The 26,957-nt window shown below is 73.1% G+C and carries 21 protein-coding genes; 12 read left to right on the top strand and 9 right to left on the bottom strand.

Going from position 1 to position 26,957, the window contains the following annotated elements; translation table 11 throughout:
* Together B086_RS0104580 and B086_RS0104585 are read right to left on the bottom strand one after the other, a co-directional pair.
* Positions 1-543 carry a hypothetical protein gene (locus B086_RS0104580; RefSeq protein WP_158690362.1) on the bottom strand — a complete coding sequence of 181 codons (543 nt, stop codon included), beginning with the start codon at positions 541-543 and terminating at the stop codon, positions 1-3.
* 119 nt (positions 544-662) lie between these two features.
* A complete protein-coding gene (locus B086_RS0104585; RefSeq protein ID WP_018565227.1) occupies positions 663-2,114 on the bottom strand; it encodes a CynX/NimT family MFS transporter in 1,452 nt (483 codons plus the stop codon).
* 54 nt (positions 2,115-2,168) lie between these two features.
* On the opposite strand from B086_RS0104585, the gene B086_RS0104590 reads away from it, so the two are divergent.
* Positions 2,169-2,942, top strand: a complete 774-nt coding sequence (locus B086_RS0104590; protein WP_018565228.1) for an AraC family transcriptional regulator — start codon at positions 2,169-2,171, stop codon at positions 2,940-2,942.
* A gap of 27 nt (positions 2,943-2,969) precedes the next feature.
* Here B086_RS0104590 and B086_RS0104595 read toward each other — a convergent pair whose 3' ends face one another.
* The 4 genes from B086_RS0104595 to B086_RS0104610 form a co-directional block, all read right to left on the bottom strand.
* A complete protein-coding gene (locus B086_RS0104595) occupies positions 2,970-3,959 on the bottom strand; it encodes an NADPH:quinone reductase (RefSeq protein ID WP_018565229.1) in 990 nt (329 codons plus the stop codon).
* A 79-nt stretch (positions 3,960-4,038) separates the two neighbouring features.
* Entirely contained in the window at positions 4,039-4,836 is a 798-nt protein-coding gene (locus tag B086_RS0104600) for a DUF427 domain-containing protein (RefSeq protein WP_037872815.1), read from the bottom strand.
* Between the two features lie 258 nt (positions 4,837-5,094).
* On the bottom strand, positions 5,095-8,241 hold the full coding sequence (locus B086_RS0104605; protein WP_018565231.1) for a GH92 family glycosyl hydrolase: 3,147 nt from the start codon (positions 8,239-8,241) through the stop codon (positions 5,095-5,097).
* Between the two features lie 259 nt (positions 8,242-8,500).
* On the bottom strand, positions 8,501-9,418 hold the full coding sequence (locus B086_RS0104610; RefSeq protein ID WP_018565232.1) for a MurR/RpiR family transcriptional regulator: 918 nt from the start codon (positions 9,416-9,418) through the stop codon (positions 8,501-8,503).
* Positions 9,419-9,635: 217 nt separating this feature from the next.
* Here B086_RS0104610 and B086_RS0104615 point away from each other — a divergent pair, with 217 nt between their 5' ends.
* From B086_RS0104615 to B086_RS0104655, 9 genes are all read left to right on the top strand, one after another.
* A complete protein-coding gene (locus B086_RS0104615) occupies positions 9,636-10,790 on the top strand; it encodes a C45 family autoproteolytic acyltransferase/hydolase (RefSeq protein WP_018565233.1) in 1,155 nt (384 codons plus the stop codon).
* Positions 10,791-10,841: 51 nt separating this feature from the next.
* Complete coding sequence (locus B086_RS0104620) at positions 10,842-12,476, top strand: ABC transporter substrate-binding protein (protein ID WP_018565234.1); 1,635 nt, start codon at positions 10,842-10,844, stop codon at positions 12,474-12,476.
* 6 nt (positions 12,477-12,482) lie between these two features.
* Positions 12,483-13,448, top strand: a complete 966-nt coding sequence (locus B086_RS0104625) for an ABC transporter permease (protein WP_018565235.1) — start codon at positions 12,483-12,485, stop codon at positions 13,446-13,448.
* Positions 13,445-14,299: an ABC transporter permease gene (locus B086_RS0104630; protein WP_018565236.1), complete on the top strand. Its 855-nt coding sequence runs from the start codon at positions 13,445-13,447 to the stop codon at positions 14,297-14,299. Before B086_RS0104625 ends, B086_RS0104630 begins: the two co-directional genes overlap by 4 nt.
* 5 nt (positions 14,300-14,304) lie before the next feature.
* Positions 14,305-15,276, top strand: coding sequence for an ABC transporter ATP-binding protein (locus B086_RS39125; protein ID WP_018565237.1), 972 nt, complete (start codon positions 14,305-14,307; stop codon positions 15,274-15,276).
* Positions 15,273-16,133, top strand: coding sequence for an ABC transporter ATP-binding protein (locus tag B086_RS0104640; RefSeq protein WP_018565238.1), 861 nt, complete (start codon positions 15,273-15,275; stop codon positions 16,131-16,133). The genes B086_RS39125 and B086_RS0104640 overlap by 4 nt, the downstream gene beginning before the upstream one ends.
* A gap of 246 nt (positions 16,134-16,379) precedes the next feature.
* The gene (locus B086_RS0104645; protein WP_018565239.1) at positions 16,380-18,467 is read left to right on the top strand and encodes a hypothetical protein; all 2,088 of its coding nucleotides are present in this window, start codon (positions 16,380-16,382) and stop codon (positions 18,465-18,467) included.
* Positions 18,468-18,607: 140 nt separating this feature from the next.
* Positions 18,608-19,759: a CHAT domain-containing protein gene (locus B086_RS0104650; protein WP_018565240.1), complete on the top strand. Its 1,152-nt coding sequence runs from the start codon at positions 18,608-18,610 to the stop codon at positions 19,757-19,759.
* Entirely contained in the window at positions 19,756-20,760 is a 1,005-nt protein-coding gene (locus tag B086_RS0104655) for a hypothetical protein (protein WP_018565241.1), read from the top strand. The genes B086_RS0104650 and B086_RS0104655 overlap by 4 nt, the downstream gene beginning before the upstream one ends.
* Positions 20,761-20,815: 55 nt before the next feature.
* Here B086_RS0104655 and B086_RS0104660 read toward each other — a convergent pair whose 3' ends face one another.
* Positions 20,816-21,208 (bottom strand): nuclear transport factor 2 family protein, encoded by a 393-nt coding sequence (locus B086_RS0104660; protein ID WP_018565242.1) that lies wholly within the window; start codon positions 21,206-21,208, stop codon positions 20,816-20,818.
* Positions 21,209-21,299: 91 nt separating this feature from the next.
* Between B086_RS0104660 and B086_RS0104665 the strand changes: the two genes are divergently transcribed.
* The gene (locus B086_RS0104665; protein WP_026252101.1) at positions 21,300-21,743 is read left to right on the top strand and encodes a MarR family winged helix-turn-helix transcriptional regulator; all 444 of its coding nucleotides are present in this window, start codon (positions 21,300-21,302) and stop codon (positions 21,741-21,743) included.
* 138 nt (positions 21,744-21,881) lie between these two features.
* On the opposite strand, the gene B086_RS41830 is transcribed toward B086_RS0104665, so the two are convergent.
* Positions 21,882-25,319 (bottom strand): phosphocholine-specific phospholipase C, encoded by a 3,438-nt coding sequence (locus tag B086_RS41830; RefSeq protein ID WP_051115761.1) that lies wholly within the window; start codon positions 25,317-25,319, stop codon positions 21,882-21,884.
* Positions 25,320-25,397: 78 nt separating this feature from the next.
* Positions 25,398-26,081, bottom strand: coding sequence for a TetR/AcrR family transcriptional regulator (locus B086_RS0104675; RefSeq protein ID WP_018565245.1), 684 nt, complete (start codon positions 26,079-26,081; stop codon positions 25,398-25,400).
* Positions 26,082-26,172: 91 nt separating this feature from the next.
* Here B086_RS0104675 and B086_RS0104680 point away from each other — a divergent pair, with 91 nt between their 5' ends.
* Positions 26,173-26,586 carry a DUF4345 domain-containing protein gene (locus B086_RS0104680; RefSeq protein ID WP_018565246.1) on the top strand — a complete coding sequence of 138 codons (414 nt, stop codon included), beginning with the start codon at positions 26,173-26,175 and terminating at the stop codon, positions 26,584-26,586.
* The last annotated feature ends 371 nt before the right edge of the window (positions 26,587-26,957 follow it).

Below are 26,957 nucleotides of genomic sequence, written 5' to 3' on the forward strand. Positions count from 1 at the left end.
TCAGCGCACCGGCTGCAACTTGTAGGTGAAGGTGCTGATGCCCCCGCAGTCGGCCGGGCCGCCGGTGCGGCCGAGGCTGAAGTAGGACCAGAAGGTGATGGAGGACTTGCCGTCCAGCGGCACCGTCTTGTTGATCGCGTACGTCTCGCTGCGGTCGTGGGTGTCGCCGGGCACGTCACCCGAAGCCGCCTTCGCCCACACCGACTTGTTGTTGCCCCGCAGCAGGTACTGCTCGCCCACGTACGAGGTGACGCCCGCCCGGTAGTACACCTGGATGCTCTTGACCACGATGCTGGTCGCCGTGACGTTGCCGAGCGTCCAGGTCGCGTGCCCCTGGATCCAGGCGTTGTCGAGGCAGCCCTTCAGCTCGGTCTGGTCCAGTTCGGTGTGGCCGGTGTACACCGTCCGCGTACCGCTGCCGATCTTCACCTTGTTGACGAACCCCGGGATGTCCTCGGCGTGTGCCGTGCCGGTGCTCATCATCATGGCGAGGACCGCGGTGCCCGCGGCCAGCGCCGCCGACGTGGCCCGCTTCTTCATCATCCGTTCCCCCGTACTCGGTTCGGGCGCCCGCCGGGTACGGGCCGCCTCCACCGCCGACGCTACGACCGGCCCCCGGGCGTCCGCCTTGACCTCGGGTGTCCTGCCCTTGCCGCTGCGTGCTACGCCGACTCCCGTACGCCGATGGTGTGTTCGCGGGAGGCCAGCAGGCCAGCGGCGAGCTGGACGGCCAGTACGGCTCCCAGGGCGAGCAGGGGTGTCGTCCAGTTGCCGGTGAGGCTGTGGACCGCGCCGAGGCCGAAGGGGCCCAGCGCGGCGACGAGGTAGCCCGTGCCCTGGGCGAGGGTGGACAGCGCGGAGGCGTGCGCGGCGTCGGGTGTGCACCAGACGATGAGGCTGAGCGCCAGGCTGATCGCGGCGCCCTGGCCGAGGCCGAGCAGGGTCATCCACAGATAGGCCAGGGAGACCGGGGCGGTGGCGAGGCCCGCGTAGGCCACCGCGCACACGACGACCGTGGCGACCACGGCCGGGGCGCGGCCCGCGGGGCGCCTGCCGAGCGCGGGGGTGAGCAGGGAGGCGACGATGCCCGGGAAGGTGGAGAAGGAGAGCATCCAGCCGGACCGGCCGTCGGACATGCCCGAGTCCTGGAGCAGGGACGGTATCCAGGACAGCAGCGCGTAGTAGCCGAGGCTCTGGGTGCCCATGAAGACGGTCACGGCCCAGGCGGTCCGGTCGTGGACCAGTGCGCGCAGGCCGGGCCCGCGCAGGCCCGTCGCGCCCGCGGCGGGCGCCCCTGCCCCGGCGGGCGCGTCGCCGCCGGGGGCGAGCCGGTGGTCGGCGGCCTGGGCGGCGCGGCGGCTGCCGGTCTGCGGCAGCCAGAGCAGGAACGCGGCGAGGGCCGGCAGCGCCCACAGCGCGAGTGTGTGGCGCCAGCCGGTCCCCAGGGCGTTCTCCAGCGGGACGGTCAGTCCGGAGGCCGCCGCCGCGCCGACGAACAGGGAGGTCGTGTAGAGGCCCATCATCAGGCCCGAGCGGTGGGCGAAGTCGTGCTTGATCAGACCGGGCATCAGCACGTTGGCGACGGCGATCGAGGCTCCGGCGACCACGGTCCCGGTGAACAGCGCGGCGGTGGACGGCTGGAGCCGGACCAGTACGCCCGCCGTGAGCAGCAGCATCGTCGCGCCCAGCAGCCGGTGCATGCCCCACCGGCGGACCAGCGCGGGGGTGGCGAAGGCGAAGCCGCCGAAGCACAGGACCGGGATGGTGGTGAGCGCGCCGGCGGCCGTGGACGACAGCGGCTGGCCGTGCTCGATGCCGTCCAGGACGGGGCCGACGCTCGCGATGGCGATCCGCAGATTGAGCGCGGCCAGCAGCAGTCCCGCCGCCAGCAGCACCGGGCCGCCACGGCGGACGCGGCCGTCCGGGGCGGCGGCCGGGGCGGCGGCCGGGGCGATGGATGCGGCGCCGGTCGCAGCGGGCCGTGCGGGTGGGGCCGGGGCGGTCGCGGCCACAGCGGCGGCCGGTGCGGCGGGCCGGGGCGCGGGTCCGGAGGCGGTTCCGGGGGCGGTTCCGGAGGTGATTCCGGGGTCGGGGTTCGAGGGCTGTTCGTGCATGGGACCAGTTCACCCGCGACCGCGATCAGCGGTCGACCGATATTCTGCTTCATTATGCCGATTTTCCGCCAAGGCGCCGGGGGGCAGACCCACGACGGGGAGCAGACCCACGACCTGGAGCACCGGGAGCGCACACCGGTCCACCGTCACGCCCAGGGCCATCTGATCTATCCGGCGCGCGGAGTGCTGTCCGCCTCCGTGTCCGGGCAGACCTGGATCATCCCGGCCAACCGCACCGCCTGGATCCCCGCGCACGTCGACCACTACCACCGGGCGCACGGACGTACCGACATGCGGGTCGTCTTCGTCACCGCGTCGCTCGCGGCGCAGCTCCCGGACCGGGCGGCCGTCCTGTCGACCACGGCGCTGGCCCGCGAGGCGCTGCTGGCGCTCACCGGTCCGGACGCCGTACCGCGTTCCCGGGAGGCACGGGACCGGCTGCGGCATGTGGTGGTGGACGAACTGGGTCCCGCGCCCGAGGAGCCGCTGCATCTGCCCGAGCCGCAGGACCCGCGCCTGCGCGAACTGGCGCGGATCATGGAGGAGGACCCGGCGACCACGGCCACGCTCGCCGAACTGGGGCGGCTCATCGGGGTCGGTGAGCGGACCCTGAGCCGGCTCTTCCGCGAGGAGATGAGCACCGGGTTCACCCGCTGGCGCACCCAACTCCGCGTCCACCGCGCCCTGGTGATGCTCACCGGGGGCGCGGGCGTGCTGGAGACCGCGCATGCCTGCGGCTGGTCCAACCCGAGCACGTTCATCAACAGCTTCACCGCCCTGGTGGGCCAGACCCCGGGCCGGTACCGCCGCAACCTGCCCCAGGCGTGAGGGGGTGCCCCGCTCCCGCGCGCGGGGTCACGGGTGCAGCACGAGCCGTCCGCGGAGCCCGCCGCTCTCCAGCCGCCGGTGCGCCTCCGCGGCCCGGGACAGCGGCAGGCGGTCCGCGATGCGCGGGCGCCAGGCGGTGCCGGTGAGCAGCCGGACGACGCCGTCCGCGGCGGCGGCGAGGTCGGTGGCGGAGGCGTTGCTGAGGGCGAAGCCGACGATGCTCGCGTCCCGCGTGTAGAGCCGGCCGACCGGCAGCGCCGGTGTCCGGTCCATACCGGCCATCGCCACCAGGCGCCCGCCGTGCGCGAGCAGGCCGACGGCGTCGGCGAGTCCGCCGCGTCCGGAGGTGTCGAGGTGGACGTCGAAGCCGCCGGGCGCGGCCCGGCGCAGCCGGTCGGCGAGGTCCGGGGCCCGGTGGTCGACGATCTCGGCGGCGCCGAGGTCCCTCAGCCGGTCGTGGTCGCCGGGGCGGGCGGTGCTCACCACCCGCGCCCCGGCCCCGGCGGCGAGGGTCACGGCGGCGGATCCGACGTTGCCGCCCCCGCCGCCGACGTAGACGTGCTGCCCGGCGCTCAGCCGCCCGTGGCGGAACAGGGCGAGCCAGGCGGTGGCCGCCGGGTGGGCCGCCGCCACCAGGTCGTCCGGGTCGATGCCGTCGGGTGCCGGGTAGAGGCGGTCGGCGGCGACCACGGCGTACTCCGCGAAGGACCCCTGACGGCCCGCGTGCCCGAGGCTGTTGCACCACACCGCCTGCCCGGGGGTGTGTCCGGCCGCGCCGGGGCCGGCGGCGGCGACCTCGCCGACCAGGTCGCGGCCGATCACGAAGGGCGTCGGCATCGGGGTCGGGTAGGCCCCGGACCGTACGAGGGTGTCCACCGGGTCGGCGGCCACGGCACGGACGCGCACCAGGACGTCGGTGGGTCCGGGGACCGGCACGGGCAGGGTGCCCCAGCGGATGGAACCGGCGGGGCCGGGGCCCGGCACATGGGCCGCGCGCATGGCGTCGGGCAGGGCCATCGAGGGGGCAACTCCCTTGCGCTGATGGGTTGTCGGGGCCGGATTCCGGCCGGGGCCGTCCGCGGCCGGGGACGCACCGTCAGGGTGCGGGGAGGGCGGACGGCGGGTGCTGCCCGGCGGGGCGCGGCAGCGGCGTTCCGTCCACGTACAGGTCGACGTGCTCGTTGTAGAACGCCACCAGACCGGCGATGCGGTGCACCTGGACCGTGGGGAAGTCGTAGGCCCAGGCGATGTCCTCGTGGGTCCCGGCGGGGCCGTCGAAGGACCAGTAGCCGCTCGTCGTGCCCTTGTAGGGGCAGGCGGTCACCGTGCCGGAGGCGCGCAGCCGGGTCCAGTCGATGTGCGTGCGGTCGAGGTAGTACCGGGTCGGCAGGCCCGTCTCGAAGAGCTTCACGCACTGCGGCGCGTCGGCCAGCAGCACCCCGTCCCGTTCCACCCGCACGGTGCTGGACGAACGCAGCGCGTCCACACGGGAGTAGGGGCTGCGCGGATGGACGAAGACGGGCTCGTCCTCCTCGAACCACGCGTCCAGCGCGTCCCACTCGAAGCGTACGGTGCCGTGCAGCGCCCCGGGTGCGCCGTCCTGCCACACCCATGCCGCGCCGTCGCGCACCTCGGATCCGACCCGCAGCGCATGGCGCCGCGCGGGGCCGGCGCCCAGGGTCTCGGTGCGGTGCTCGTCGATCAGCACACCGTCGGCCAGGTCCTCGACGGGGATGCTGAACTGCGGGTACGCGGGCCACTCCCACACGTACACGGCGCGCCGGGTGTCGAAGACGGTGCGGCCGCCGACCAGCGCCCGGACCCGCCGGGGCACCGGTTCGACATGCCCGGCCGGCACGATCAGGGCGGGATACGACACGCTTTCCTCTGCCATGGGACACCTCTGTCGACTCGTTCCGCACGCCTTCGGCGGCCGCGGGTCCGGCCCCGGGCGCGGGTGCGGGCGCGGGCGCGGGAGCGCCGGGCCGGGGTTCCGGTCTGCCGTCCGCATGCTACCGACCCGGACCGGACATACCCTGCCGGAACGGTCTCGCGTCCCGCCCCCTTGCCCCAAGTGGCGCGGGTCCGGCCGACCGTATTCCGGCCGGCCGGACCCGCGCTCCTGGGCTTCCCGGCGCCGGGCCGGGACGTGTCAGCCGAGGCCCAGCGAGAAGACGTGCAGGTTGCCGTCCTTCGGCAGGGTCACCGACTTGAGCTGCTTGCCGTCGGGGATCTCGTAGGGGCGGGTGGCGAAGACGTACACCGGCTCGCCCTTGCCGTGCGGGGTGTTGCGGTACTCCGTCCTGGCCACCACCGTGTTGCCGTACACGGGGTCGGAGCCGCCGCCCGGCTTGGTCCAGTCGCCGAAGGCGAGGCCGGTCTGCGCCGTGGTGCCGTCGGTGAAGGTGAGCGTGGCGGTGCCCTGGTGGTCGCCGTTGGTGGCCGAGCCGACGAAGACGAGCCGCCGGGCGCCGCCGGTGTCGGCGGCGATGTCGAGCGTCTGGCCGTCCGCCACCGCGTTGTCGGGGCGCCCGGCGGGCGGGCCGGGCCACACGAAGCGGGTCCCGGACGCCTCCAGCCGCTGCCCTCCGACGAGTCCGGCGGCGGCCAGCGCCTCACGGGAGTAACTGTTGCCCGCGCCGTCGAAGTCGCCTTCGGCCGGGTTGCCGTCGGCGGCGACGCCGGTGCCCGTGTACGCACCGGCGAGCGCCGCGCTCACACCGCCCTCCGGGGCGACGAGGACGATCGCGGTGCCGCGCACCGGCTCCGTGCCGCGGCCGCCGGTGACAGTCAACGGCACGGCGTAGTAGCCCTGTTGCGTGCCCGCCGCGGCCTTGACCGTGAGCTGTGCGGTGCCCGAGCCGGTGCCGGGGGCGAGCCGGATCCGCCGGTCGCCGGAGACCGTCAGCCCGGCCGGGGCCTTCGCCGTGACGGTCAGGGTGCGGTCGGTGCCGCCCAGCCGCTGTCCGTGCACGGTGAGCGTGCCGCCCTTGCCGCCCGGCGCGACGACGGCCTGGGTGGGCGTCGCGGAGGCCAGGAAGGCGTGTTCGCCGGTGCGGTAGGACGGCGGCGCCGCCTTCGCACCGGTCGCCCAGGAGGTGTCGGGCTTCGCGGCCAGCGTGAAGTCCAGCCGGCCGCCCTCGCGCACCACCGAGCGCGGCAGGTAGGTGCGGTCCCAGGTGCGTCCGTCCAGCCGCAGCCCGTGCACGTAGGGGGTGCCCGCGGCGGCCCGGGGCGCGCGGATGTCCAGGTCGCGGCCGGTGCCGGGCAGGTCGAGCAGCACCCGCGGGAACAGCGGGCTGTGCACGGTCAGGTCGGCGGTGCCCGGGGTGGAGGGGTAGAGGCCGAGCGCGGCCCAGACGTACCAGGAGGACTGGGCGCCGAGGTCGTCGTTGCCGGGTTCGCCGTCCGGGGTGGGGCTGAAGAGGGTGGTGGCGATCTCGCGCACGTGCTGCTGGGTCTTCCAGGGCTGCCCGAGGTGGTTGTAGACCCAGGGGACGCCGAAGTCGACCTCGTTGCCCGCCCACATGTACGGCTGGTTCGGTCCCGCGTTGAGCTGGGTGAAGAAGGTGTCCAGGCGGGCGGCGGCGGCCGTGCGTCCGCCCATCGCCTCGATCAGGCCCGCGGTGTTCTGCGGCACCAGCCAGTTGTACTGTGCGGCGTTGCCCTCGTCGAAGCCGTCCTGCCCGAACGTGCCCTGCGGCGGCGGCCGGTAGCCCGGTCCGTCCTGGAAGCGGCCGTCGGCGCCGCGCGGCGACAGATAGCCGGTCGCGGGGTTGAGGATGTTCTGCCAGTTCTGGCCGCGCCGGGTGAAGGTGCGGGCCGTGGCCTTGTCCCCCGCGGCGGCGGCGAGCTGGGCGATGGCGAAGTCGTCGATCGCCCATTCCAGGGTGACCGAGGCGCCGACGCGCGAGTGGTCTCCGCGCACGGCGTCGTTGTCGGCGTAGCCGCGCTCCATGTACGCCTCGACGCCCGGCCGTTCCTGGTAGGCGCCCGGGGTGTGGTCCACCGAGGTCGCGCCCTTGACCAGGTACGTGAGCGCACTCTTGAGGTCGAAGTCGCGGGCCCCGTAGGCATAGAGGCTGGCGATGAACGGGACGGAGCTGTCGCCGGTCATCTGCCCGGTGTAGCCGTTGGCGACGGGCCAGCGCGGCCACCAGCCGCCCTGTTCGGCGTCGTGCACGAGGGACTGCGCCATGTCACCGGCCTGCCGGGGGAACAGCATGGCCTGGAGCGGGGCGAGGCTGCGGTAGGTGTCCCAGTCGGAGAAGTTGGCGTACTGGGTGTGTCCTGACGGCAGGGTGCGGATCTCGTCGTCGAAGCCGATGTAGCGGCCGTCGGCGTCGTTGAAGGTGTTGGGGTGCAGCAGTGAGTGGTAGAGGAAGGTGTAGAACATCTTCCGCTCGTCCGTGGTGCCGCCGCCGACGCGGATCTTGCGCAGGGCCTGCGTCCACTGGTCCCGGGTGCGGGCGCGGACGTCGCTCAGGCTCCAGCCGGGCATCTCGGCAGCCATGTTGGCCTGCGCTCCGGCAACCGAGACGTACGACATGGAGACCTTGGCGCGGACCGTGCGCCCCTGGCTGGTGTCGAAGGTCAGGTAGGCCCCGGCCTTGGGGGCGTTCGCCGTGTCGGCGCCGGCGGTCACCGAGGTGCCGTCCCAGGTGCCATGGGCGACGAAGGGGCGGTCGAAGGTGATGGCGTAGTGCAGGGTGTACTCGTTGCCCTTGCCGCAGAAGTTGCCGGTGGTCACCGAACCGCTGACCTGCCGGTCGCCGGTGACCGCGAGGTCGGCCTTCCTGGCGCCGGCCAGGCTGCCGCCGCCCTTGACCAGCACCTGGGCCTGGGTGCTGCCGCCGGTGGCGGCGGGGAAGGTGAAGGCGGCGAGACCCGTGCGGGTGGTGGCGGTGAGTTCGGTGCGCACCGGTGCGTCGCCGCCGGTGGTCACGGCGTAGTAACCGGCCTCGGCCCGCTCGTCGGTGTGGGTGAACGCTTCGGTGCGGTCCCACGGGGCGGATCCGACGGCGCCCGCGACGGGCAGCAGCGGCACATCACCGAAGGCGGTGCAGCCGACCGAGGCGTGGTCGAGGCTGAAGCCCTTGATCTTTCCGCTGTGGTACTGGTAACCGGCGTACGAGCCCTCGGTGTCGGGCGAGAACTGCATCATGCCGAACGGGGCCGCCGGACCGGGGAAGTTGTTGATCTCCCCCACCGACTCGCCGCCCCGGCCGGTGCCGATGAGCGGGTCGACGTAGGCGGCGGGATCGGAGACCAGCGCGGTCTCCCCGGCACCTCGCGACATGGACAACGTTGTCATATCGTCGGAGGAAGCGGACGCTCCCGCACCCGCGACCAGCGCCGCCGCGACCACGGCGACGACTGCCGACTGCCTTCTCTTGTGTCTCACATGCGACTCCTGTGCAACGACGTCCGAGCCACCACACGGTCGGTCATGACCGCGCCGGGGTCAAGAGCCGTGCCGCAACCGGTGTGCGGAGCGGCACGGCGGTGGCCCGTTCGGACGCACGCGAGAGCCGTACGCCGGTCGGTGGCGCGCCCGGTCAGGGCCTCCCCCGCCCCCGCTGCTCCCCCGGCTCCAGCAACTTGTCGCGGAGGGCGTTGAGTTGGTGGGAGTGCTCGACGGCCGAGGTGTCGTCCAGGGTGGTGAGGGCGAGGACCAGGACGTCGGCGAGGACCAGGCCGGTCAGTGACTCGTTGGTGGTGCCGGTGGGGGTGTAGGGGGCGAGCAGGACCGCCTCGGCGCGGTCGGCGAACGCCTCGCTCAGTTCGTCGGTGATGAACACGACCCGGGCGCCGACCGCGCGGGCGCGTTCGACCAGCACGGTGAGTTCGGCGAGCGGGCGGCCCGGCTGGAAGACGACGACCGCGTCGCCCCGGCCCAGCGGGAGCAGCGCGTCGGCGAGGGCGAAGCCGGTGTCGCCGGCGAAGCGGGCCCGGCGCCCGATCCGGCCGAGCGCGCGGGCGAGGTGGCGGGCGGCGAGTTCGCAGGCGGCGACGCCGTAGCAGAACACCTCGCGGGCCTCGGCGAGCACGGTGACGGCCCGGCCGAGCGCCTCGGTGTCGACGAGCCCGCGGCACTGGTCGAGGCGTTCGCGGGTCTCGTCGAAGACGTCGTTGCAGATCTTGTCGAGGTCCTTGCCGACATGGGCGATGCGCTGGGCGAGCCGGACGTCGGGGGCCTGGGCGGCGGTGAAGTCGGCGGCCAGTTCCCGCTTGAGGGCCGGGAGTCCGGCGTAGCCGAGGCGCTGGAGGGCGCGGACGACGGTGGCGTTGCTGGTGCCGCTGGCCGTGCCCAGCTCCTGGGTGCTGGCGAACATCACCTGCTCGACGGGGGTGCTGATCAGGTACTGCGCGACGGTCCGCTCGGAGGCGGGCAGCTCGTCCCACAGGTCGCGGACGGTGGCGCGGAGGCGGGTGAGGCCCCCGGGGGCGGCACTGCCCGCTCGTGAAATATCCATTACGCCTCTTGACTCCTACGGTACCGGCGTTACGCTGCTGAACAATTCATTCCGAGGACACCGAACTTCGGAACAGATGTTACAGCGCCTTCGTCCGGGCGCCCCCTCACCCCACCGCTCTGCCGCCCTGTCCTCCCCTGCCCCGTCCCTGTGCCACCCCCGTCCCCGCCCCCCGTCCCCCTTCGTCCCACCCCACGCCCTGCCGAGGAGCCTCCCCATGAAACGCAGCCTTCCGGTCGTCGAGATCTCCGGGACCCCGTCCCAGCGGGGCCGGCAGTACGGAGAGGCCGTCACCGAACAGTTGCGGACCGCCCTCGGCTACTACGCGGAGGCGTTCGGCGCCTCCTCCGGTCTGACCTGGGACCAGGTCACCGCGCGCGCCGCCCGCTGGCTTGAGCCCGTCCGCGCCCACGCCCCCGACCTGGTGGAGGAGATGCAGGGCATCGCCGACGGCGCCGGTGTCGGCCTGCTCGACGTGCTCGCGCTCAACGCCCGCGGCGAGGTCATCTACGACGACTCCTTCTCCCGGATGCGGGCCCAGGGCGCCGCACCGGAGGAACCCGCCGAGGGCTGCACCTCCTTCGCCGCCTACGGCCCCGCCAGCGGCGACGGCCATGTGTGGGCCGGGCAGAACTGGGACTGGCGGGCGGGCGTCGGCGAAACCGTCGTCATGCTGCGTATCGTGCAGCCGCCCAAGCCCACCCTGATCATGCAGGTGGAGGCCGGGCAGATCGGCCGCCAGGGCGCCAACTCCGCCGGGATCGCGCTCAACGCCAACGGCCTCGGCGGCCGGTTCGACGACGCCGTGGGACTGCCGCAGACCGTGATCCGGCGCACCGTCCTCGACCAGTCGAGCATCACCGACGCGCTGGACGTGCTGTGCACCGCCCGTGCCCACATCGCCAGCAACGCCCTGCTGACCTGCCGGGAGGGCTTCGCCATCGACGTGGAGACCACCCCCGCCGGGCACGGCTGGCTGTACCCGTCGGACGGGCTGCTCGTGCACGGCAACCACTACCAGGCGGGGGTGCCCGCCCGGCTGGCCGCCACCGGCTACCGGCCGCTGTCCCCCGACTCCCTCGTCCGGGTGCCGCGCGCCGAGGAGGGGCTGCGGCTGCTGCGCGAGGCCGCCGCCCCGGAGGAGTCCCGCAAGCTGATCAAGCAGGCGATGTCGGACCACCTCGGCTTCCCGGAGTCGCTGTGCACCCACGCCGATCCGCGCAAGCCCCCGGTCAGGCACTGGTCGACGCTGGTCTCCTCCTGCGTGGACCTGACCGCGGGCGACTACCACGTCACGGCCGGCACCCCCTGCGACCGCGAGTACCAGCACCTCCCCTGGAATCTCTACGACGGCCCCCACGCCTCCGCCTGAACCCCTTGTGAAACCCCTCCCCTTAGCCTCAGCCCCGTCCAGGAGCCCGCCATGAAGCTCACGTCCCGTCTCGCGCCCCTCGGCATCGCCGGCGCGCTGACCCTCACCGCCGCCTGTGCCGGCGCCGACACCGGATCGTCCGAGAAGGCCGCCGGGGTCGACGTCTCCAGGCTCAAGCTCACTCCCACCACCGCACGCGCCGCCGGAGCCGTCGACTCGGTGAACTGGCTGCTGGAGGACGAGCCCGACTCCCTCGACCTCGACACCCAGGGCGGCAGCGCCGGACGCACCGTCCTCAGCAACGTCTGCGAGCGCCTCTACCAGCTCCAGCCCGACATGTCCGTACAGCCGTCCCTGGTGGCGAAGGAGACCAGACCCGACGCCAGGACGCTCGTGCTGACCCTGCGCGACGGCGTCACCTTCCATGACGGCTCCACCATGACCGCCGACGACGTCCTGTTCTCCCTGCGCCGCCACGCCGCCCCGGAGATGGAGCAGTCCGACGAGTTCGAGAACGTCAGCGCGATGGCGAAGACCGGCGCCCGCGAGATCACCGTCCGCTTCAAGCAGCCCGACGCCCTGTTCACCAAGGCCCTCGCGGGCGACGCGGGGCTCGTCTACGACAAGGAGCAGGTGGAGAAGGCCGGGAAGGACTTCGGCACCCCCGGGCAGAAGGACGCGTGCTCGGGGCCGTACGAACTGTCCTCCTGGAAGTCCGGCGACTCCCTCACCCTCACCCGCTACGACGGCTACCACGGCGAGAAGCCGCTGACCGGGCGGGTCGTCTTCCGGTGGGCCGAGGACAGCGCCATGGTCAACGCGCTCAGCACCCACGCCGCCGACGGCGCCTACCTCGACACCGTCAGCACGGCCGCCGCCCTCCTCGGCAAGCCCGGCCTGAAGCAGTACTACGGGCCGAGCACGGCCACCCTCGCACTGATCCCCACCGAACGCGGCGGCCTCGCCGACCCCGACATCCGCCGGGCCCTCTCGCTGGCCCTGGACCGCACCGGCATCGCCAGGTCCGGCTACGGCGGACTGGTCGAACCCTGGGCCAGCCCGGTCGGCTCCGGCGCCTGGGGCTATGAGAAGGCGACCTTCGAGGCCGCGCAGAAGCAGCTCACCGACGCCCCGGCCAAGCCCGACCTCGCCGCCGCCAAGGACCTGGTGAAGAAGGCGAAGGCCAGGCCCGACAGCCCGATCGTGATCGGCACCGACAGCACCCAGGGCCGGCTCGTCATCGCCAACGCCGTCCGCGCCGCCCTCACCCAGCTCGGCCTGAAGGCACAGATCAAGACCGTCCCGAGCGCCACCTACGGGGAGTTCTACGGCGACAAGGAGGCCCGCTCGGGCATCGACGTCCTGGTCGCCGACTGGTACATCTCCAAGAGCGACCCGCTCGGCTTCTACGACAACGGGCTCTCCACCAGCTCCAACAACTGGGTCGGGTACAAGAGTTCCGACTACGACGCCGAGGTGGAGCGGGCGCTGCGCACCATCGACGACGCCGAACGCGCCGCGCTGGTCGTCGACATCCAGAAGCGGTTCAGCCGGGCGGCGGTGTGGATCCCCGTCGCGCAGATGCCGACCGTCCTCGTCCTGAACGGCGACCTCACCGGACCGCCCGCCTCGATGGCCTACCTCTACTCGCCCTGGGCCGCCCGCCTCGGCACGAAGAAGGGCTGAACCGCCATGCTCACCGCTGTGCTGCGGCGGACCGGACGGCGGCTCGCGGGTCTCGCGGCCACCCTCCTCGCGGCCTCGTTCGTGATCTTCGCCGCCGTCTACGCCGCCCCCGGCGACCCCGCCGTCTTCCTGGCCGGGGGCCGCGACAAACTCACCCCGGAGCGGCTGGCCACCGTACGCGCCCAGTACCACCTGGACGAACCGCTCGTCGTCCAGTACGGGCGCTGGCTGCTGGACTGCCTCCATCTCGACCTCGGCCGCTCCTTCCAGTACGGCGACCAGGTCTCCGACCTGCTGGCCGCCCGCTTCCCCACCACCTTGTTCCTCGTCGCCTACGCCACCGTGCTGTTCGTGGTGCTCGGCGTGGGCGCCGGTGTCCTCGCGGCGGTGCGGCGCGGCACCTGGGTCGACTCGGCCGTGGTCGGCGCCACCACCCTCACCGCGTCCGTGCCCTCCTTCGTCGGCGGCATCGCCCTGGTCGCCCTGTTCGGTGTGCGGCTCGGCTGGTTCCCGGTGACCGGCGGCGGCGAGGGCTTCACCGGCAGCGTCCACCACCTCACGCTGCCCGCCGTCGCCATGGCCCTCGGCGCGCTCGCCGTGATCAGCCGGGTCACCCGGCAGGCCATGACCGACGCGGGCGCCGCCGAACACGTGGCGGTGGCACGGGCGGCGGGCCTGCCCGAACGGGAGATCGTCCGCCGGCATGTGCTGCGCAACGCCCTCGGCCCCATCGTCACCATGTGCGGCCTGGTCACCGCGGGCATGCTCGCCGGGACCGTCGCCATCGAGACCGTCTTCGGGATCAGCGGCATCGGCTCGCTGCTGGTCGGCGCCATCAACAGCCACGACTTCCCCGTGGCCCAGGCCGTCCTGCTGCTGATGGTCACCTCCTACGTCGTCGTCACCACCGCCGTGGACCTCGCGCACCCGCTGCTCGACCCGCGCCTGAAAGCCATGAGGAGCACCGCATGACCGCCGCCGTCCCCGCCGGCGTCCTCCTCCCCGGGCCCCGGCGGCCCCGCCGCCCCTGGGGCGTGAGCGTCGCCGGGACCTTCCTCGGACTCGTCGTCCTGGCCGCCGCCCTCGCCCCGCTGCTCGCGCCCTACGCGCCCGACGCAGTCGACCTGTCGTCCTCGCTGGTCGGCACCACCGGCGCGCACCCGCTCGGCACCGACGCCTCGGGACAGGACCTGCTCTCCCGGGTGCTGTACGGCGCCCGGACCAGCCTGCTCGCACCGCTGCTGCTGCTCCTGCTCGCCGCCGTCCTCGGCGTCACCCTGGGCACGCTCGCCGCCTGGCGCGGCGGCTGGACGGACGCGCTGGTCTCCCGGATCACCGACGTCATGTACGCCTTCCCCGGGCTGCTGTTCGTCGTCCTGATCATCGCCGTGTTCGGCACCGGGATGACCACGTCCGTGGTCGCCCTCGGGCTGGCCTTCGCCCCGACCATCGCCAAGTACACCCGCAGCGTGGCCCTCGCCGAGCGGTCCAAGTCGTACATCGACGCCTACCGCGTCCAGGGCATGGGCGGGCCGCGCATCTGCGTCTCCTACCTGGTGCCCAACCTCGCCCGCTCGATCGTCGGTTACCTCGTCGTCCTGTTCGGCGAGGCGCTGATGAGCCTCGCCACCCTCAGCTACCTCGGCTTCGGCGCCCAGCCGCCCAGCTCCGACTGGGGGCTGATGGTGCAGGAGGGCCAGGCCGCCATCGTCCAAGGTGCCCTGCTGCCCGCACTCGTGCCGGGCACCGCCGTCGCCGCCGTCGTGGTGGCCTTCAACGTGGTCGGCGTCTGGGCCGCCGACCGGCTCGGCGCCAGGAGGTAACCCCCGTGCTGCTCGACATCGAGAACCTCACCCTGACCCTGCCCGGCACCGCCCGGCCGCTGCTGGCCGACGTCCGCCTCAGGGTCGGCGCCGGGGAGGTCGTCGGCCTCGTCGGAGAGTCCGGCTCCGGCAAGTCCACCACCGCCAAGGCCGTGCTGGGCCTGCACCCCGAGGACGCGCACGCCGAGGGGCAGGTCCGGGTCAACGGCACCGACGTGCTGTCGCTGACCGGCGCGCGGCTGCGCGAACACCGCTCCCGCAGCGTCGCCATGGTCCACCAGGACCCGCGCTCGGCCCTCAACCCCGTACGCCGCATCGGCGACTTCCTGCTCGAACGGCTCGCCCGCACCGGCCGCCGGGACAAGCGCGCCGACCGCGACCGCGCCGTCGAACTCCTCGGCGCCGTCGGCCTGCCGGACCCCGCCGGGCAACTGCGCCGGCACCCCCACGAACTCTCCGGCGGCATGCTGCAACGTGTCGTCATCGCGGGCGCGCTCGCCGCCGAACCGGAGCTGCTCCTCGCCGACGAGGCCACCAGCGCCCTGGACGTCACCACCCAGGCCGACATCCTCGCCCTGCTGCGCACCCTGCGCGAACAGCGCGGACTGGGACTGCTGTTCATCACGCACGATCTGCATCTGGCCGCCGCCTACTGCGACCGCGTGTACGTCATGTACGCGGGCCGCGTGGTGGAGGAGCAGCGCGGCGGCAGGCTGTTCGCCGACGCCCGGCACCCCTACACCCAGGGCCTGCTGGCCTGCTCGCCCGAACTGGGCGATACGAAGCGGGCGTTGCGCCCGATCCCCGGCCGCCCGCCGTCCCTCGCCGACGCGTTCCCCGGCTGCCCGTTCACCGCGCGCTGCCCGCACACCGAGCCCGACTGCGAGACCTGGCGGCCGGAGCCGGTGGCGGTGGCCGGCGGCGGTACGGCGGCCTGCCGACTCCTCCCCCTCCAGAGCACCGGGAGCGCCCGATGACCCATGCCACCACGACGGCGCCCGACACCGTCCCGCTGCTCGCCGTGGCCGGTCTGCGCAAGACCTACCGGCTGCCCGGCGGCGGCCGGCTCACCGCCGCCGACGACGTGTCCTTCACGGTGCCCCGGGGCGGATCGCTTGGGATCGTGGGCGAGTCGGGATCGGGCAAGAGCACCGTCGCCCGCACCCTCGTCGGGCTGGTGCGGCCCGACCGGGGCACGGTCGCGGTGGACGGCGCGGACCGTACCCCGGGCCGCCGCGGGCGCGCCCGGCGCGACCGGCTGGTGCGGGCCCGGGAGATCCAGATGGTGTTCCAGGACCCGTACGTCTCGCTCGACCCGCGCCTGACGGCACGTCACTGTCTGCGTGTGGCACTGCGGTTGCACGGTCATCCCGCGGAGGATCCGCACATCGAGTCCCTGCTCGACCAGGTCGGGCTCGGCGCCCGGGAGGCGGACGCCCGGCCGCACGCGCTCTCCGGCGGCCAGCGCCAGCGCCTCGCCATCGCACGGGCGCTCGCCGTGCGGCCGCGGATCCTGGTCCTGGACGAGGCGGTCGCCGCGCTCGACGTCTCCGTGCAGGCGCAGATCCTCCAGCTCCTCGCCGAGATCCGGCGGGACACCGGTGTCGCCCTCGTCTTCGTCAGCCACGACCTGTCCGTGGTGCAGCACATCACCGACGAGACGCTGGTGATGCGCCGCGGCACGGTGGTGGAACAGGGGCCGACCGGCCGCGTCCTGACCGATCCGGAGCACGCGTACACGCGGCTGCTGCTGGCCTCCGTACCGCGCGAGGGCTGGGACCCGGCGGCGGCGTCCGGGGCCGGGCGGACGGCGGTGCCGGTGCCCGAGGTGTGATCCGTCGGGTGCCGGGCGGTGCGGGCGGCCGGACCCGCACGCGCCGCCCGACCGGACATTCCCCTTCACCCGGGCGCGGCGCGGAATCATGAAAAACCGTTTCGGCGCATCGGGCGGCACTCCAGATATGTTCCGCCCCAGGAGGCGGAACAAAAGATATCCAGCCGAAATCGCGAAAGTTCCCCTTTAAGCGACCGATACATTTACCATCGAGCGAGTGTGCTCGGGTGACGAGGGGGGGACCTGATGGCACCGTTCGTGACGCAGCATGTCCTGTTCCAGGGCGGACAGGTGGACGGCCCTTCGCTGCCCGCGGGTACGCAGCGGAACGCCGAGCTGCTGGCGAAGGCGCTGACCGGGCCCGATGCCGCCGGAGTGGATCCGGACACCTGCCACACGGTCGTCCCCCGGTCCGGCGCGGACGCCCTCGGCCAGGTCGCGGACAACGCGGCCTCGGGAGACGGGCTGCTGGTCTACTGGACAGGGCACTGCCGCCTCGGTCCGGAGGGCCGGCTGCAACTGGCCCTGGACCCGGGCGACGGCCGCCCCACCGAATGGCTGCCCGCCCGCGAACTGGTGAGCACCATGACCCGGTCGCCCGGCCGGGACCGGCTGCTGATCCTGGACACCTGCCTGGTCCCGGGCGCGGCCGAGAGCGCGCGCCGCAAGCTGCTCCAGCGTGAGATCGACCGGTTGAGCAGGGACCGTGTCGCGGTGCTCTCGTCCATCGGCACCTCGCCGTTCGCGTTCGCCGCCGACAGCCACGCGCCGTCCGTCTTCACCCAGCATCTGGCCTCGCTGCTGCGGGCGGAGCCCCACGAGCGCCGCGCGCGCATGCGCCTGCCGGAGCTGTACCGGCTGCTGGCGGCGGCCATGCGCGGCAGCGGCTATCTGCGGCCCATGCTGCGCAACGCACAGGGTTTCGACCGGCCGCTGATCCCCTCCGCCCTGCTGGGCCACGCACAGGGGCAGCCTGACCTGCTGCCGGCCCGGCGGCACTCCGCGGAGCTGGACCAGGCCCTCTCCCGTTACGCCCTGGCCATCGGGGGCCGGCTGCGGCAGACCCTCGGCACCTGGGACACACCCGCGTACGAGCCGAGCGCCGACGCCGAGACGGTGTACCGGGCCCTGCTGCGCAGCCACTGCGGTTTCACCCGTGACAGCGCCTCGCTGCTCAGGGCCCCGACGTCGCGGCAGCACCTCTTCGACGCGGTGGACGAACTCGTCGAACACGGCCGGAACATGGTCCTGGTCTATCTGGCCTGCCACGGCACGGTGAGAAGTTCCGGCACGGTGCTCGATCTGGCCCTGGAACTGCTGGACGGGGAGACCGTCCTGGCCAGCGATCTGGTGGGGGAGTTACGCAAGACCCGGGCCGAGAAGGTGATGATGATGTTCGACGTCTGCTCGTCGTCCCCGTCGTCGCCTCCGGCCCCGCTCGCCGAGCACTTCGCGCCGCAGGAGCCACGGCCCGGCTTCAGCAGACTCCTGGTGGAGTGGGACACCTCCGCGCAACTCGACGCGGCAAAGCCGGAGTTCCTGACCGGGACGGACACCGGGGACGACGACCGGTGCCCCGTGCCGTGGATGCCCGACCGCCTCCGGGGCAGCGTGGCCCCCTCCGCCGGGAACTGGCGTTTCGACTTCCCCGGCGCCGCCATCACGTGCCTGGACGACGCCGGGCCCGTACGGACCTGGGCGAGCCTCCTGCGGGACAGCATCCCCGGCGATCTGCCCACCTCGCCCGGGGAGGCGCTCTCCTCGATCCTCGACCCCGTACTGCTGGACGAACCCGAGGGCGGCACGGACGAGTCCGGCACACCGCAGTCCCCGGACGCCGGTGTACGGCTGCCGCGCGCACCGCGGCCCCCCGCCCCGGCCCCCGCCCCCTCGCCCGCCGCCGGCCGCCAGGAGTCCGGATCCGGCGGCGAGGGCCCCGCGCCCCGGCGCGGACCGGTGCACCGGGGCCACCGGGTCCGGCTGCGGGTCGCCGAGGGCTCCATGCCGCTGCGGGTCGGACGGCGCTTCCGGGTGACGTTCAACTACCAGCCGGACGGCAGGGACTGGGTCCCCCGGCCGGACGACGCCACCGACGACAACCCCCTCGACCTCACGCTGCGCATAGGAGCCGGCTCGGCGAAGGTCAGTCCGTCCGTCATCCACACCCGGCTGACGGACGACCGCGGAACTCCGCCGGAGGACTTCCGGATCACTCCCCGTACCGCCGAACCGCTGACGCTGCGCATCGACGTGGTGCGCAGTGCCGACGGGGCCGTGATCCAGCGCATCAAGAGCACGCTGGATGTCACCGACGGGGACGGTGCGGAACACTGAACATGCCATCTGACGTCGAACTCGATTTTGAGCTGGACGACGCGTACGAGAACCTTGAGCGACTCCCGCGGTCGCACCCGGGGCGGTTACAGGAAAGAACCATATTCCTGGAATTCGAGGCGACACACGGCGGATACAATGTGCGGGCCCACGGGCCCGCGCTGCCCTACGACGGCAACGCGCCGTACAAGGGACTCCTGAAGTGCAGCCAGCGGGACATAGCGGCGGGCGTCGCGAACCTGCACGACCAGTGGGTCGACAAGGTCGTGCGGCGAAAGGTCGCCAGCCGCTACGTCTACGACGGCTTTCCCGCCCAGACCGTCGGCGCGCGGGACGCGGAGAGCGAACTCGCCGCGGTCTGCACCGAACTGGCCCTTGCGGGGCAGTCGTTGTACCGGCTGCTGTTCCGCAAGGGGGACAACGGCCTGAAGCGCCTGGAAGAGGCCCTGGCCCAGGCCCTGCGCAGCGGCCCGCAGACCATCACCGTCACCTCCGAGGACCTCTTCGTCCCGTGGGGCATGCTCTATCTGCACCCCGATCCCGGCGCGCTCCTGAACGCCGGTGCTCCGGGCCAGTGGACCGGCTTCCTCGGCTACACGCATATCGTGGAGCACAACCTCGGCTGCGTCCCGGACTACGACCCCTTCATCCACTACGGGACGGAGCGGCCCAGGGCCAGTCTGCACTTCGACACCCGGCTGGAGAACAGGGACCAGCCGGACGCCTGTCCGCTCCAGCCGGTGCGCAACGTCGTCGAGACCCATGCCGACTGCCAGGAGCACCACACGAAGCCGCAGACCTCCGCGTCGCTGATCGCACGGGACTCGGACCACCACGTACTCGTCTTCGGCGCGCACGGCACCGGGGTCCGTACCGACCGCAGAGGGGACCATCAGGCCAAGGTCGTCCTCAGCGACAACGAGCCCATCTACGCCGACGACATCAACAGCTGGGCCTGCGACCGGGGCGAACGGCTGAGCAACCCGCTGTGTTTCATGATGGTCTGCGAGGGCGGCCGCGTCGGCATGTACTTCCAGGAGGGCCTGGCGCGACCGTTCTTCGAGCTCGGCGTGGGGTGTGTCATCGGCCCGCAGATAGAGGTCAGCACACAGTTCGCCAGCCGTTTCACCTGCCGGTTCTTCGAGGAGTTCTTCAAGGGCGAGTGCGCGGCCCCGGTGATGCGCCATCTCACCCAGGAGTTCATCTCCCAGCACGCCACGCCGCTCGGTCTGGCGTTCACCCTGGTACGGGGTATCGACAGCCGCCTGATAGCCGAGACGGGGAGCCCATGACCGGCGCCGGACCGCAGTGGAACGTGATCGACCTGGACGCGGACGGGCACCTGCTGCGGCCCGGCGGCCGCGGCCGCGTCACCGCCGACGACGTACCCGAGCATCTGGAGCAGCGGCTGGGACTGCGCGAGGACACCACCGACATCTTCCTCTACGTCCACGGCTGGCGGACCTCCGCCGAGCGGGCCGAGGACGACGCCCGGAGGCTGTTCTCCCTGGTCGAGTCGGTGTGGGACGAGCAGCCCGGCGCGTATCCGCGCATCGACGGGTTCCGCCCGCAGTTCGTGTGCGTACGCTGGCCGTCGGCCGACAGGCGCCTGCCGCTGGACTACCGCACGGTCCGCGACCGCACGGCGTCGATGTCCCTGGACGGCCAGGTGCCGCGGATCCTGGGAGCCGTGCTCGGGTACTTCAACGACCACCGGGACATGCCCGAGCCCGGCCCGGACGTCCTGGCCGGCTCCTACGGGCAGTATCTGCACTGCGTGGGCCACTCCTTCGGCAGCCGCTTCCTGCTGCACGGCATCCTGGAGGCGACCGAACGCCTGGCCCGGGGCGGCCCCGACACCCTCGCCTGGGACTGGGGGGACAGCGCCTACCCGTGGACCCTGGACAGCCTCACCCTCTTCCAGGCGGCGCTGCCCGCCGACGCCTTCGCACGGGAGCCGTACGGCGCGATCCTCGGGCCGAGCGTGCTCAACGCGCCGGTCGCGATGACCTACTCCCCCTCCGACACGGCCCTCGGCTTCTACCACCGCCGCAGCGAGAAGCAGAACGCCGTCGGGCACCTCGGGGCGACCGCCCCGGCCGGGCAGATCGGACGGCTGCCCGTCCACGGCGTCGGCACCCCGTATGTGTTCCCCGAGGGCAAGCGGCTCGTGAACATCGACGCCACGGAGCTGTTCGTCGAGGGCAACCGCGTCACGGGCGGCGCCCATTCGGACTTCTACCGGCCGGAGTCCGCGCACCTCCTGCTCTCGCTGGCGGACGCCGCGCGCTGAGCCGGGAGGGGCGGGCCCCGGCCGGTGCCGGGCCGCCGGGAACGCCGGTGCGGTGTCAGCGGGCGCTGCCCAGCGTCCGGTCGTCCTCGGCGCCCTGGAGCATCAGGGTGGTCTCCTCGATACGGCGGAAGCGTCCGTCGGCGGCGAGTTCGGCGAACAGATAGACCTCCATGGCCACGGCCGAGCCGTCCTTCTTGGTGATGTGCACCGTGTGCCGGTCGGCGTAGCGGGTGCCGTCGCGCAGCTCCTCGTGCACCTCGATACGGCCGCCGTCGACGACGGTACGCAGGTGGGTGATGTGGTCCAGGAATGCGGCGCGGTCGGCCCAGTCGCCGTCGGTGCGCTGCCGGTAGTCGGGGGTGAAATGCCGCCCGGCCGCCTCCTCCACGGTGAGGCCGGGGGTGAGGAGCAGGTCGGTGAGTGCGGTGCGGATGTCGGTGCGGGACATGGGTCCACCTTTCCAGAATGCGTGCGCCGCGCACGCTCTTAAGAGGACCCTAGCACCAGAAGCGTGCACCGCGCACGCTATTGTTCCGAGGGTGGAGAACCGAGTGGGACAAGAGATCGCCGACGCGCTCGGCGTGCTGCTCAGGCGTACGACGCGCACGAAGCTGCACGGCCGGCTGACCGAGGGCATGGGCGAGGCGCTGGACGAGCTGACGTATCCGGTGCTCAGCGCGCTGGCCCGGACCGGGCCGCGCAGCGCGGCCGACCTGGCATCGGAGGTCGGTCTCGACCGCTCCGGCGTCACCCGGCGCGCGTCCCGTCTGGAGGCGGCCGGACTCGTCCGCCGGGAGCCGGATCCCGCCGACCGCCGCGCCTCGCTCCTGGTCCTCACCGAGGAGGGCGAACGGACCGTGGGCGAGCTGCGCGAGCGCCTGGTCCGGCACATCGCGCGCAGCCTCGACTCCTGGCCGCCCGGGGAGGCCGAGACCTTCGCCCGCCAGTTGCGCCGCTTCACCGCGGAGGGGCCGTTCTCCTGACGGCCCGTACTCCCGGAGGCCGGGTCCGGGCCTGCCCGGGGGCCCGGTCACGGGACCGGCCCGCCGGACGCGTACGGCGTCGGGCGGGCCGGGGACGGGCACGGGAGCGGGGGCCGGGTGTGCCCGGCCCTCGGGCGGTCAGGCGTCGGCGATCGGGCCGGTGCCCAGACGGATGTGGTCGATGGCCCAGAACCAGTTGTTGCCCGCGTTGAAGACGCGGAAGTTCGCCTTCACCGAGGTGGCGCCGGCCGGGACCGGGCAGGAGAGCGTGACGAGGCGGTTCTCCTGGTCCTTGCCCAGGTTGGTGTTGCCCGTGGCGGCGCTGCTGTAGTGCAGCAGCTGCACCTTCTCGCCGGAGTCGAACTCGACGGTGACCTCGGCCTCCTGCGGGCTCTCCTGCCGGTAGTGGGAGTCGAAGCCGAGGTGCAGGGTGGCGGTGCCCGCGGGCAGGGCCACCGCCGGGCTGGTCAGCGTCGAGTCGAAGCGGCCCCGGCCGGACGGGCTGCCGGTGTCGTCCCAGTCGTCAGGGTCGGCGACGGCGACGACGCCGAGCGAGCGGCTGAACGCGGGCCGGTCCTGCCCGCCGGGGAACCAGAACTGCTTGGACAGGAAGGTCCAGCCCTGGAGTTCCCGGGTGCCCTGCGGCATGCCGGGCGCGTTGGTGACCGTCCAGCCCTTGGGCGCGGTCGGGGTCCAGCCGAGCAGTCCGGGCCGGCTCAGGTCGGCGGCGGGTGCCAGCGCGGGAGCGAGGGACTCGAAGTCCTCCGCGAGCAGGTACCCGGTCAGGACGGGGCCGGTCCGCAGGGGCAGGGACGCCGACACCTGCGTGTCGGTGCCGCGCAGCTTCGCCTTCACGGCCGCCGTGAGCGTGCCGGAGGCGCGGGCCGCGGTGGCGGGGGCGGTCACGTCCCAGCTCAGGGTCGCCGACGAGCGGGCCGGTACCGAGGTGGGCGCGGTGCCCCGGACGGTGGCGCTCCAGCCCGCGGGAAGTGCCGGGGTGGCGGCCAGAGCGGTGAGCGGGGTGCCGCCGGCGTTGGTGACGGTGGCGGTCACCGTGGTGGGGCGGCCCGGCGAGAGCACGGTGCCGTCGGTGCCCGGCGAGGCGGCGGGCCCGGCGAGCGTGACGCTCATGGCGGGGGCGACCGCCGCCCGTACCCGTGCGTCGGCCCACCTGAGCAGGCCACCGCCCTCCGCGTGCGCGGCGACGGCCAGCCGGCCCGCGGTGGTCGTGTCGGAGGGCGTGACGGTGAAGCGCACCTCGGCCGACTCCCCGCCCGCGAGCCGCCTGGGGGCCGTACCGGTCTGCTTCACCGACCAGCCGGAGGGGGCGAGCAGCGCGACGGAGAGCGTGTCGAGCCGGCCCCGGTCCTGGTTGCGTACGGTGACGACGACCTCGGTCGGGTTCCCCTGGGTGAACGGCGTGTCCAGGGGCGGCAGCGCGGCGGGCAGGCCGATCGACGCGGTCAGCGCGGGGGCGGTGCCGGTCGCCGGGTCGGTGACACCGGGCTCGCCGTCCGCCAGCCGTCCGGTCATCCGGCGCAGGAAGGCCGGGTCGTCCCGGTCCAGGACGGCGATGTCGTACCAGCCGTGGTCCGCGAGGCGGAGCCGGACACTGCGGGACCTGCCGGGCGCGAGGGTGACGGTGTGCACCGCGCCGCCGTGCCGGTGGGAGTAGACCGACTCGCCGACGAGCAGGGTGCGGGTGCGGGAGGAGGAGTTGGTGCAGACGATCTCCGCCTGTCCGGCGGCCGGGTGCTCCACGAGATACGCGTCGGCGCCCACGCCCGTCCCGCGCAGCTCCCAGGTGGACCAGCCGGGGCCGCGGACCTGGAGGTCGTAGCCGTCGGCGCCGTACTCGACCGTGGTGTCGGTGCTCCTGCGGGCGGCCACCGTCCAGGTGCTCGGGGCGCTGCCGTCACCGGGATAGGCGGTGAACGGGGCGGCTACGGTGCCCTGGTTGCCCAGGTGCAGGCGCAGCCCGGAGCGGGTGAGGGAGGTCCGCAGCGAGAGCCGGTAGGGCAGGGGGCGCGTCCGGCGCGTGCCCTCCTCCTGCCGGGGCAGCGCCTGCTCCTTGGGCGGTACGGGGTTCCAGCGGCCGACGGCGGCGGGCACCGGTCCGGGCTGCTCGACCTGGGGCTGGCGTTGGCCGCGGTGGAAGTCGAAGGCGGAGGTCAGGTCGCCGAACACGCTGCGGCGCCAGTCGCTGATGTTGGGCTCGTGGACGCCGGTCCACTTCTCCAGGAAGCGGATGACGGAGGTGTGGTCGAACGCCTCCGAGCTGACGAACCCGCCCACGGTCCACGGCGACACGACGGTCATGGGCACGCGCGGGCCGGGACCGACGGGGTTGCCGTTGAACCAGTCGTCGCCGTTGCCGGAGGCCGGCTTGGGCGCGACGGGGGCGGGCACGTGGTCGAAGTAGCCGTCGTTCTCGTCGAAGTTGATGAACAGCGCCGTCTTCGACCAGGTCTTCGGGTCGCTCGCGATGGCGTCGAGGAGGTCGTAGACGAGGTTGGCGCTGCCGACCGGGGTGGAGCTGCTGGGGTGTTCGGACAGCGCCGCCGTCGGCACCACCCAGCTGACCTTCGGCAGGGTGCCCGCCTTGATGTCGGACCGGATCCGGTCGACGAGCGTGTCCGGCTCGGAGCGGTAGGCGCCGCGCCGGAAGAGCCGCCGCTCGGCCTCGGTCAGCGCGTCGACGCCCCGCTGGAACTCGGCCAGCGCGGTCGTGCGCTGCGCGGCGGTCATGCCCGGGAGGCTGTCGTAGAACTGCTCGGTGGTGGCGTACTTGCCGGTGACCTTGGCGAGGATCTTGCGGCCGATCTCCTTCCACGGCCGGAAGTACTCCACCGCGTTGTCGGTGAAGTTGTCCCACTCCTGGTAGATCTGCCAGGAGACACCGGCGGCCTCCAGACGCTCGGGGTACGTCGTCCAGTCGTAGCCGGCGTGGTTGTAGTCGTAGGCCGCGTTGGTGACGGCGCGGTTGACGCCGTCCGGCTCGTAGCCGGTCTTGCCGGACCACAGGTAGAGGCGGTTGGGGTTGGTCGAGCCGTAGACGGAGCAGAAGTAGGAGTCGCAGATGGTGAAGCGGTCGGCCAGTTCGTACTGGAGCGGGATATCCTGCCGGTCGTAGAAGGCCATGGTGCTCTGCGTCTTGGCGGCGACCCAGTCGTTCCACCAGCCCTTGCCGCGGGCCTGGTTGGCGTCGGAGAAGCCGTGCGCGAGCGATCCCAGGTACTGGATGTCGCTCTCCTTGCGGCCCGCGTCGACCGCCGCCCGGCGCGCGGAGAACGGCAGCACCTTGCCGCCCTGGGAGCGCGGCTGCTCGAAGACACTGTCCCCGCTGGGCAGGCGCAGCGGCGTACGGTCGCCGAAGCCGCGCACGCCCTTGAGCGTTCCGTAGTAGTTGTCGAAGGAACGATTCTCCTGCATCAGGACGATCACATGCTCGATGGCACGCAGGCCGCCCCGGGGCATGGGCGCGGCCATCGCCTGGTGCAGGGACGGGGGCAGGAGGGAGAGCGCGGCACCACCGGAGAGTGCGCCGAGAACCTTGCGGCGGGAAACATCAGACATGCGCGGAAGGCTAGATCGCCAATACCGCACCGCATAACCATGCGCGGCAGGATTTCTCCGACCGTTCAGTCAGCGACATCAGATGTTCGCCTGCCGCACCCGGTCCGGGGGAAGCGGCGGCGCCGGGTCCGGGGCCCCGTGCGGCCGGTCGGGGGCGGAGCCGTGGCCGGGGGCGGGGTCCTGGTCGAGGAGGGGGCGCAGGGCGCCGAGGACCGCGCCGACGCAGACGTCGCGCACCTGCTCACGGGTGCAGGTCTCCTGGGTGAGCCAGTCGACGCACAGGACCCGGACGAAGACCAGCCAGCTCTTCAGGACGCCGGACACGGCCGCGCGGGCGCCCTCGTCCGCGAGCGGGAGCACGGCGAGCAGCCGCGCCCGGAGCGCGTCCAGTTCGTCCGTCATGATCGTCTGGATCACCGGATCGCCCGCGAGGACCCGGTTGGCGGCGAGGACCGCGTTGCGGTTGGCCACGAAGTAGTCGAGGTGGACGTCCATGCCCTGGACGAGCTGTTCCGCCAGGGAGTCGGCGGGGTCGAGCCGCGTCTGCGCGAGCAGCCGGTCCGCCGCCTGCCGGTACACGGCCGCGAACAGGGCGTGCTTGCTGGGGAAATGGCGGTACAGCAGGGCGCGGGAGACACCCGCCTCGGCGGCGACCTGCTCCATCGGCACATCGTCGTACGGGTGCGCGGCGAAGAGCCGCGCGCCGACGGAGAGGAGCTGGGCGCGGCGGGCGTCGGGCGTGAGGCGCTGGCGAGGGGACACGCGCGCAGCTTAGTTGACACACGTCTACTAGTGCACCCACTGTAGGAGCCGCACGCCGACCGGATTCCACCGCGACGACGGGGAGGCCCCGATGGCCAGGACTCTGCGCGTACTCACCCGGCTGATGGGCTGGGCCTGTGTGGCGATCGGCCTGTATCACGTGGCCCTCGGCAACGCGGCGATCCCCGGGGCCGGTTCGGCGGGGGCGACGGTCGACAGCTGGGGCCGGTTCATGGGATCCAGTTTCGTCGGCTACGGACTGGCCTGGCTGTGGGCGGCGCGGCAGCGTCCGATCCCCGCCCAGGCGGTGCGATGGCTGGCCGGTGTGTTCCTGCTGGGCGGCGCGGGCCGACTGCTCTCGCTCGCCGTGGACGGCCGCCCGCACTGGTTCCAGCTCGTCCTGACGGTGCCCGAACTCGGCCTGCCGCCGGTGTTCTTCTGGCTGGCGGCGGCGGAGGAACGCGAACTGAGGGACGCCGCTCCGGCGGGGGCCGAACCGGTGTGAAGCAGCGACGGGGGCCGGAGGGGGCGGCGTACCGCCCCCTCCCCGGAGCAGGGGTGCCGGGACGCCACGATGCCGGGACGCTGGGTGAGCGGGTGAGCAGGTGAGCGGGTGAGCGGGTGAGCGGGACGCCGTGTCGCCTTCTTGGCAGGTCGCCGGTTTCGCCAGGGTATCGCTTCCGGCCCCGGGCTCCGTCGGGCAGACTCGTGGGCAGGCTCCGGACAGGAGGCACCGTCATGCGCATCCCCGGTCTCGCGCACCAGGAGGCGTCGCGCACCTGGACGAACGGCCGCCGGGACTGTTCGCGTTCCTGGACCCGCTGTGCGAGGCGGGCAATCCACAGGTGCTCGGTGCCGACGAACACACGCCCTGGC

The organism is Streptomyces sp. PsTaAH-124 (assembly GCF_000373685.1).
GTDB lineage: Bacteria > Actinomycetota > Actinomycetes > Streptomycetales > Streptomycetaceae > Streptomyces > Streptomyces andamanensis.

Excerpts from the sequence above, each read along its gene's own strand:
- B086_RS0104610 (WP_018565232.1), bottom strand. The coding sequence starts at position 9,418 with ATGGATATTTCACGAGCGGGCAGTGCCGCCCCCGGGGGCCTCACCCGC.
- B086_RS0104605 (WP_018565231.1), bottom strand. The coding sequence starts at position 8,241 with ATGTCGCGAGGTGCCGGGGAGACCGCGCTGGTCTCCGATCCCGCCGCC.
- B086_RS0104625 (WP_018565235.1), top strand. The coding sequence starts at position 12,483 with ATGCTCACCGCTGTGCTGCGGCGGACCGGACGGCGGCTCGCGGGTCTC.
- B086_RS0104580 (WP_158690362.1), bottom strand. The coding sequence starts at position 543 with ATGATGAAGAAGCGGGCCACGTCGGCGGCGCTGGCCGCGGGCACCGCG.
- B086_RS0104615 (WP_018565233.1), top strand. The coding sequence starts at position 9,636 with ATGAAACGCAGCCTTCCGGTCGTCGAGATCTCCGGGACCCCGTCCCAG.
- B086_RS41830 (WP_051115761.1), bottom strand. The coding sequence starts at position 25,319 with ATGTCTGATGTTTCCCGCCGCAAGGTTCTCGGCGCACTCTCCGGTGGT.
- B086_RS0104590 (WP_018565228.1), top strand. The coding sequence starts at position 2,169 with ATGCCGATTTTCCGCCAAGGCGCCGGGGGGCAGACCCACGACGGGGAG.
- B086_RS0104620 (WP_018565234.1), top strand. The coding sequence starts at position 10,842 with ATGAAGCTCACGTCCCGTCTCGCGCCCCTCGGCATCGCCGGCGCGCTG.
- B086_RS0104640 (WP_018565238.1), top strand. The coding sequence starts at position 15,273 with ATGACCCATGCCACCACGACGGCGCCCGACACCGTCCCGCTGCTCGCC.
- B086_RS0104645 (WP_018565239.1), top strand. The coding sequence starts at position 16,380 with ATGGCACCGTTCGTGACGCAGCATGTCCTGTTCCAGGGCGGACAGGTG.
- B086_RS0104660 (WP_018565242.1), bottom strand. The coding sequence starts at position 21,208 with ATGTCCCGCACCGACATCCGCACCGCACTCACCGACCTGCTCCTCACC.
- B086_RS0104680 (WP_018565246.1), top strand. The coding sequence starts at position 26,173 with ATGGCCAGGACTCTGCGCGTACTCACCCGGCTGATGGGCTGGGCCTGT.
- B086_RS0104600 (WP_037872815.1), bottom strand. The coding sequence starts at position 4,836 with ATGGCAGAGGAAAGCGTGTCGTATCCCGCCCTGATCGTGCCGGCCGGG.
- B086_RS0104585 (WP_018565227.1), bottom strand. The coding sequence starts at position 2,114 with ATGCACGAACAGCCCTCGAACCCCGACCCCGGAATCACCTCCGGAACC.
- B086_RS0104655 (WP_018565241.1), top strand. The coding sequence starts at position 19,756 with ATGACCGGCGCCGGACCGCAGTGGAACGTGATCGACCTGGACGCGGAC.
- B086_RS0104595 (WP_018565229.1), bottom strand. The coding sequence starts at position 3,959 with ATGGCCCTGCCCGACGCCATGCGCGCGGCCCATGTGCCGGGCCCCGGC.
- B086_RS0104630 (WP_018565236.1), top strand. The coding sequence starts at position 13,445 with ATGACCGCCGCCGTCCCCGCCGGCGTCCTCCTCCCCGGGCCCCGGCGG.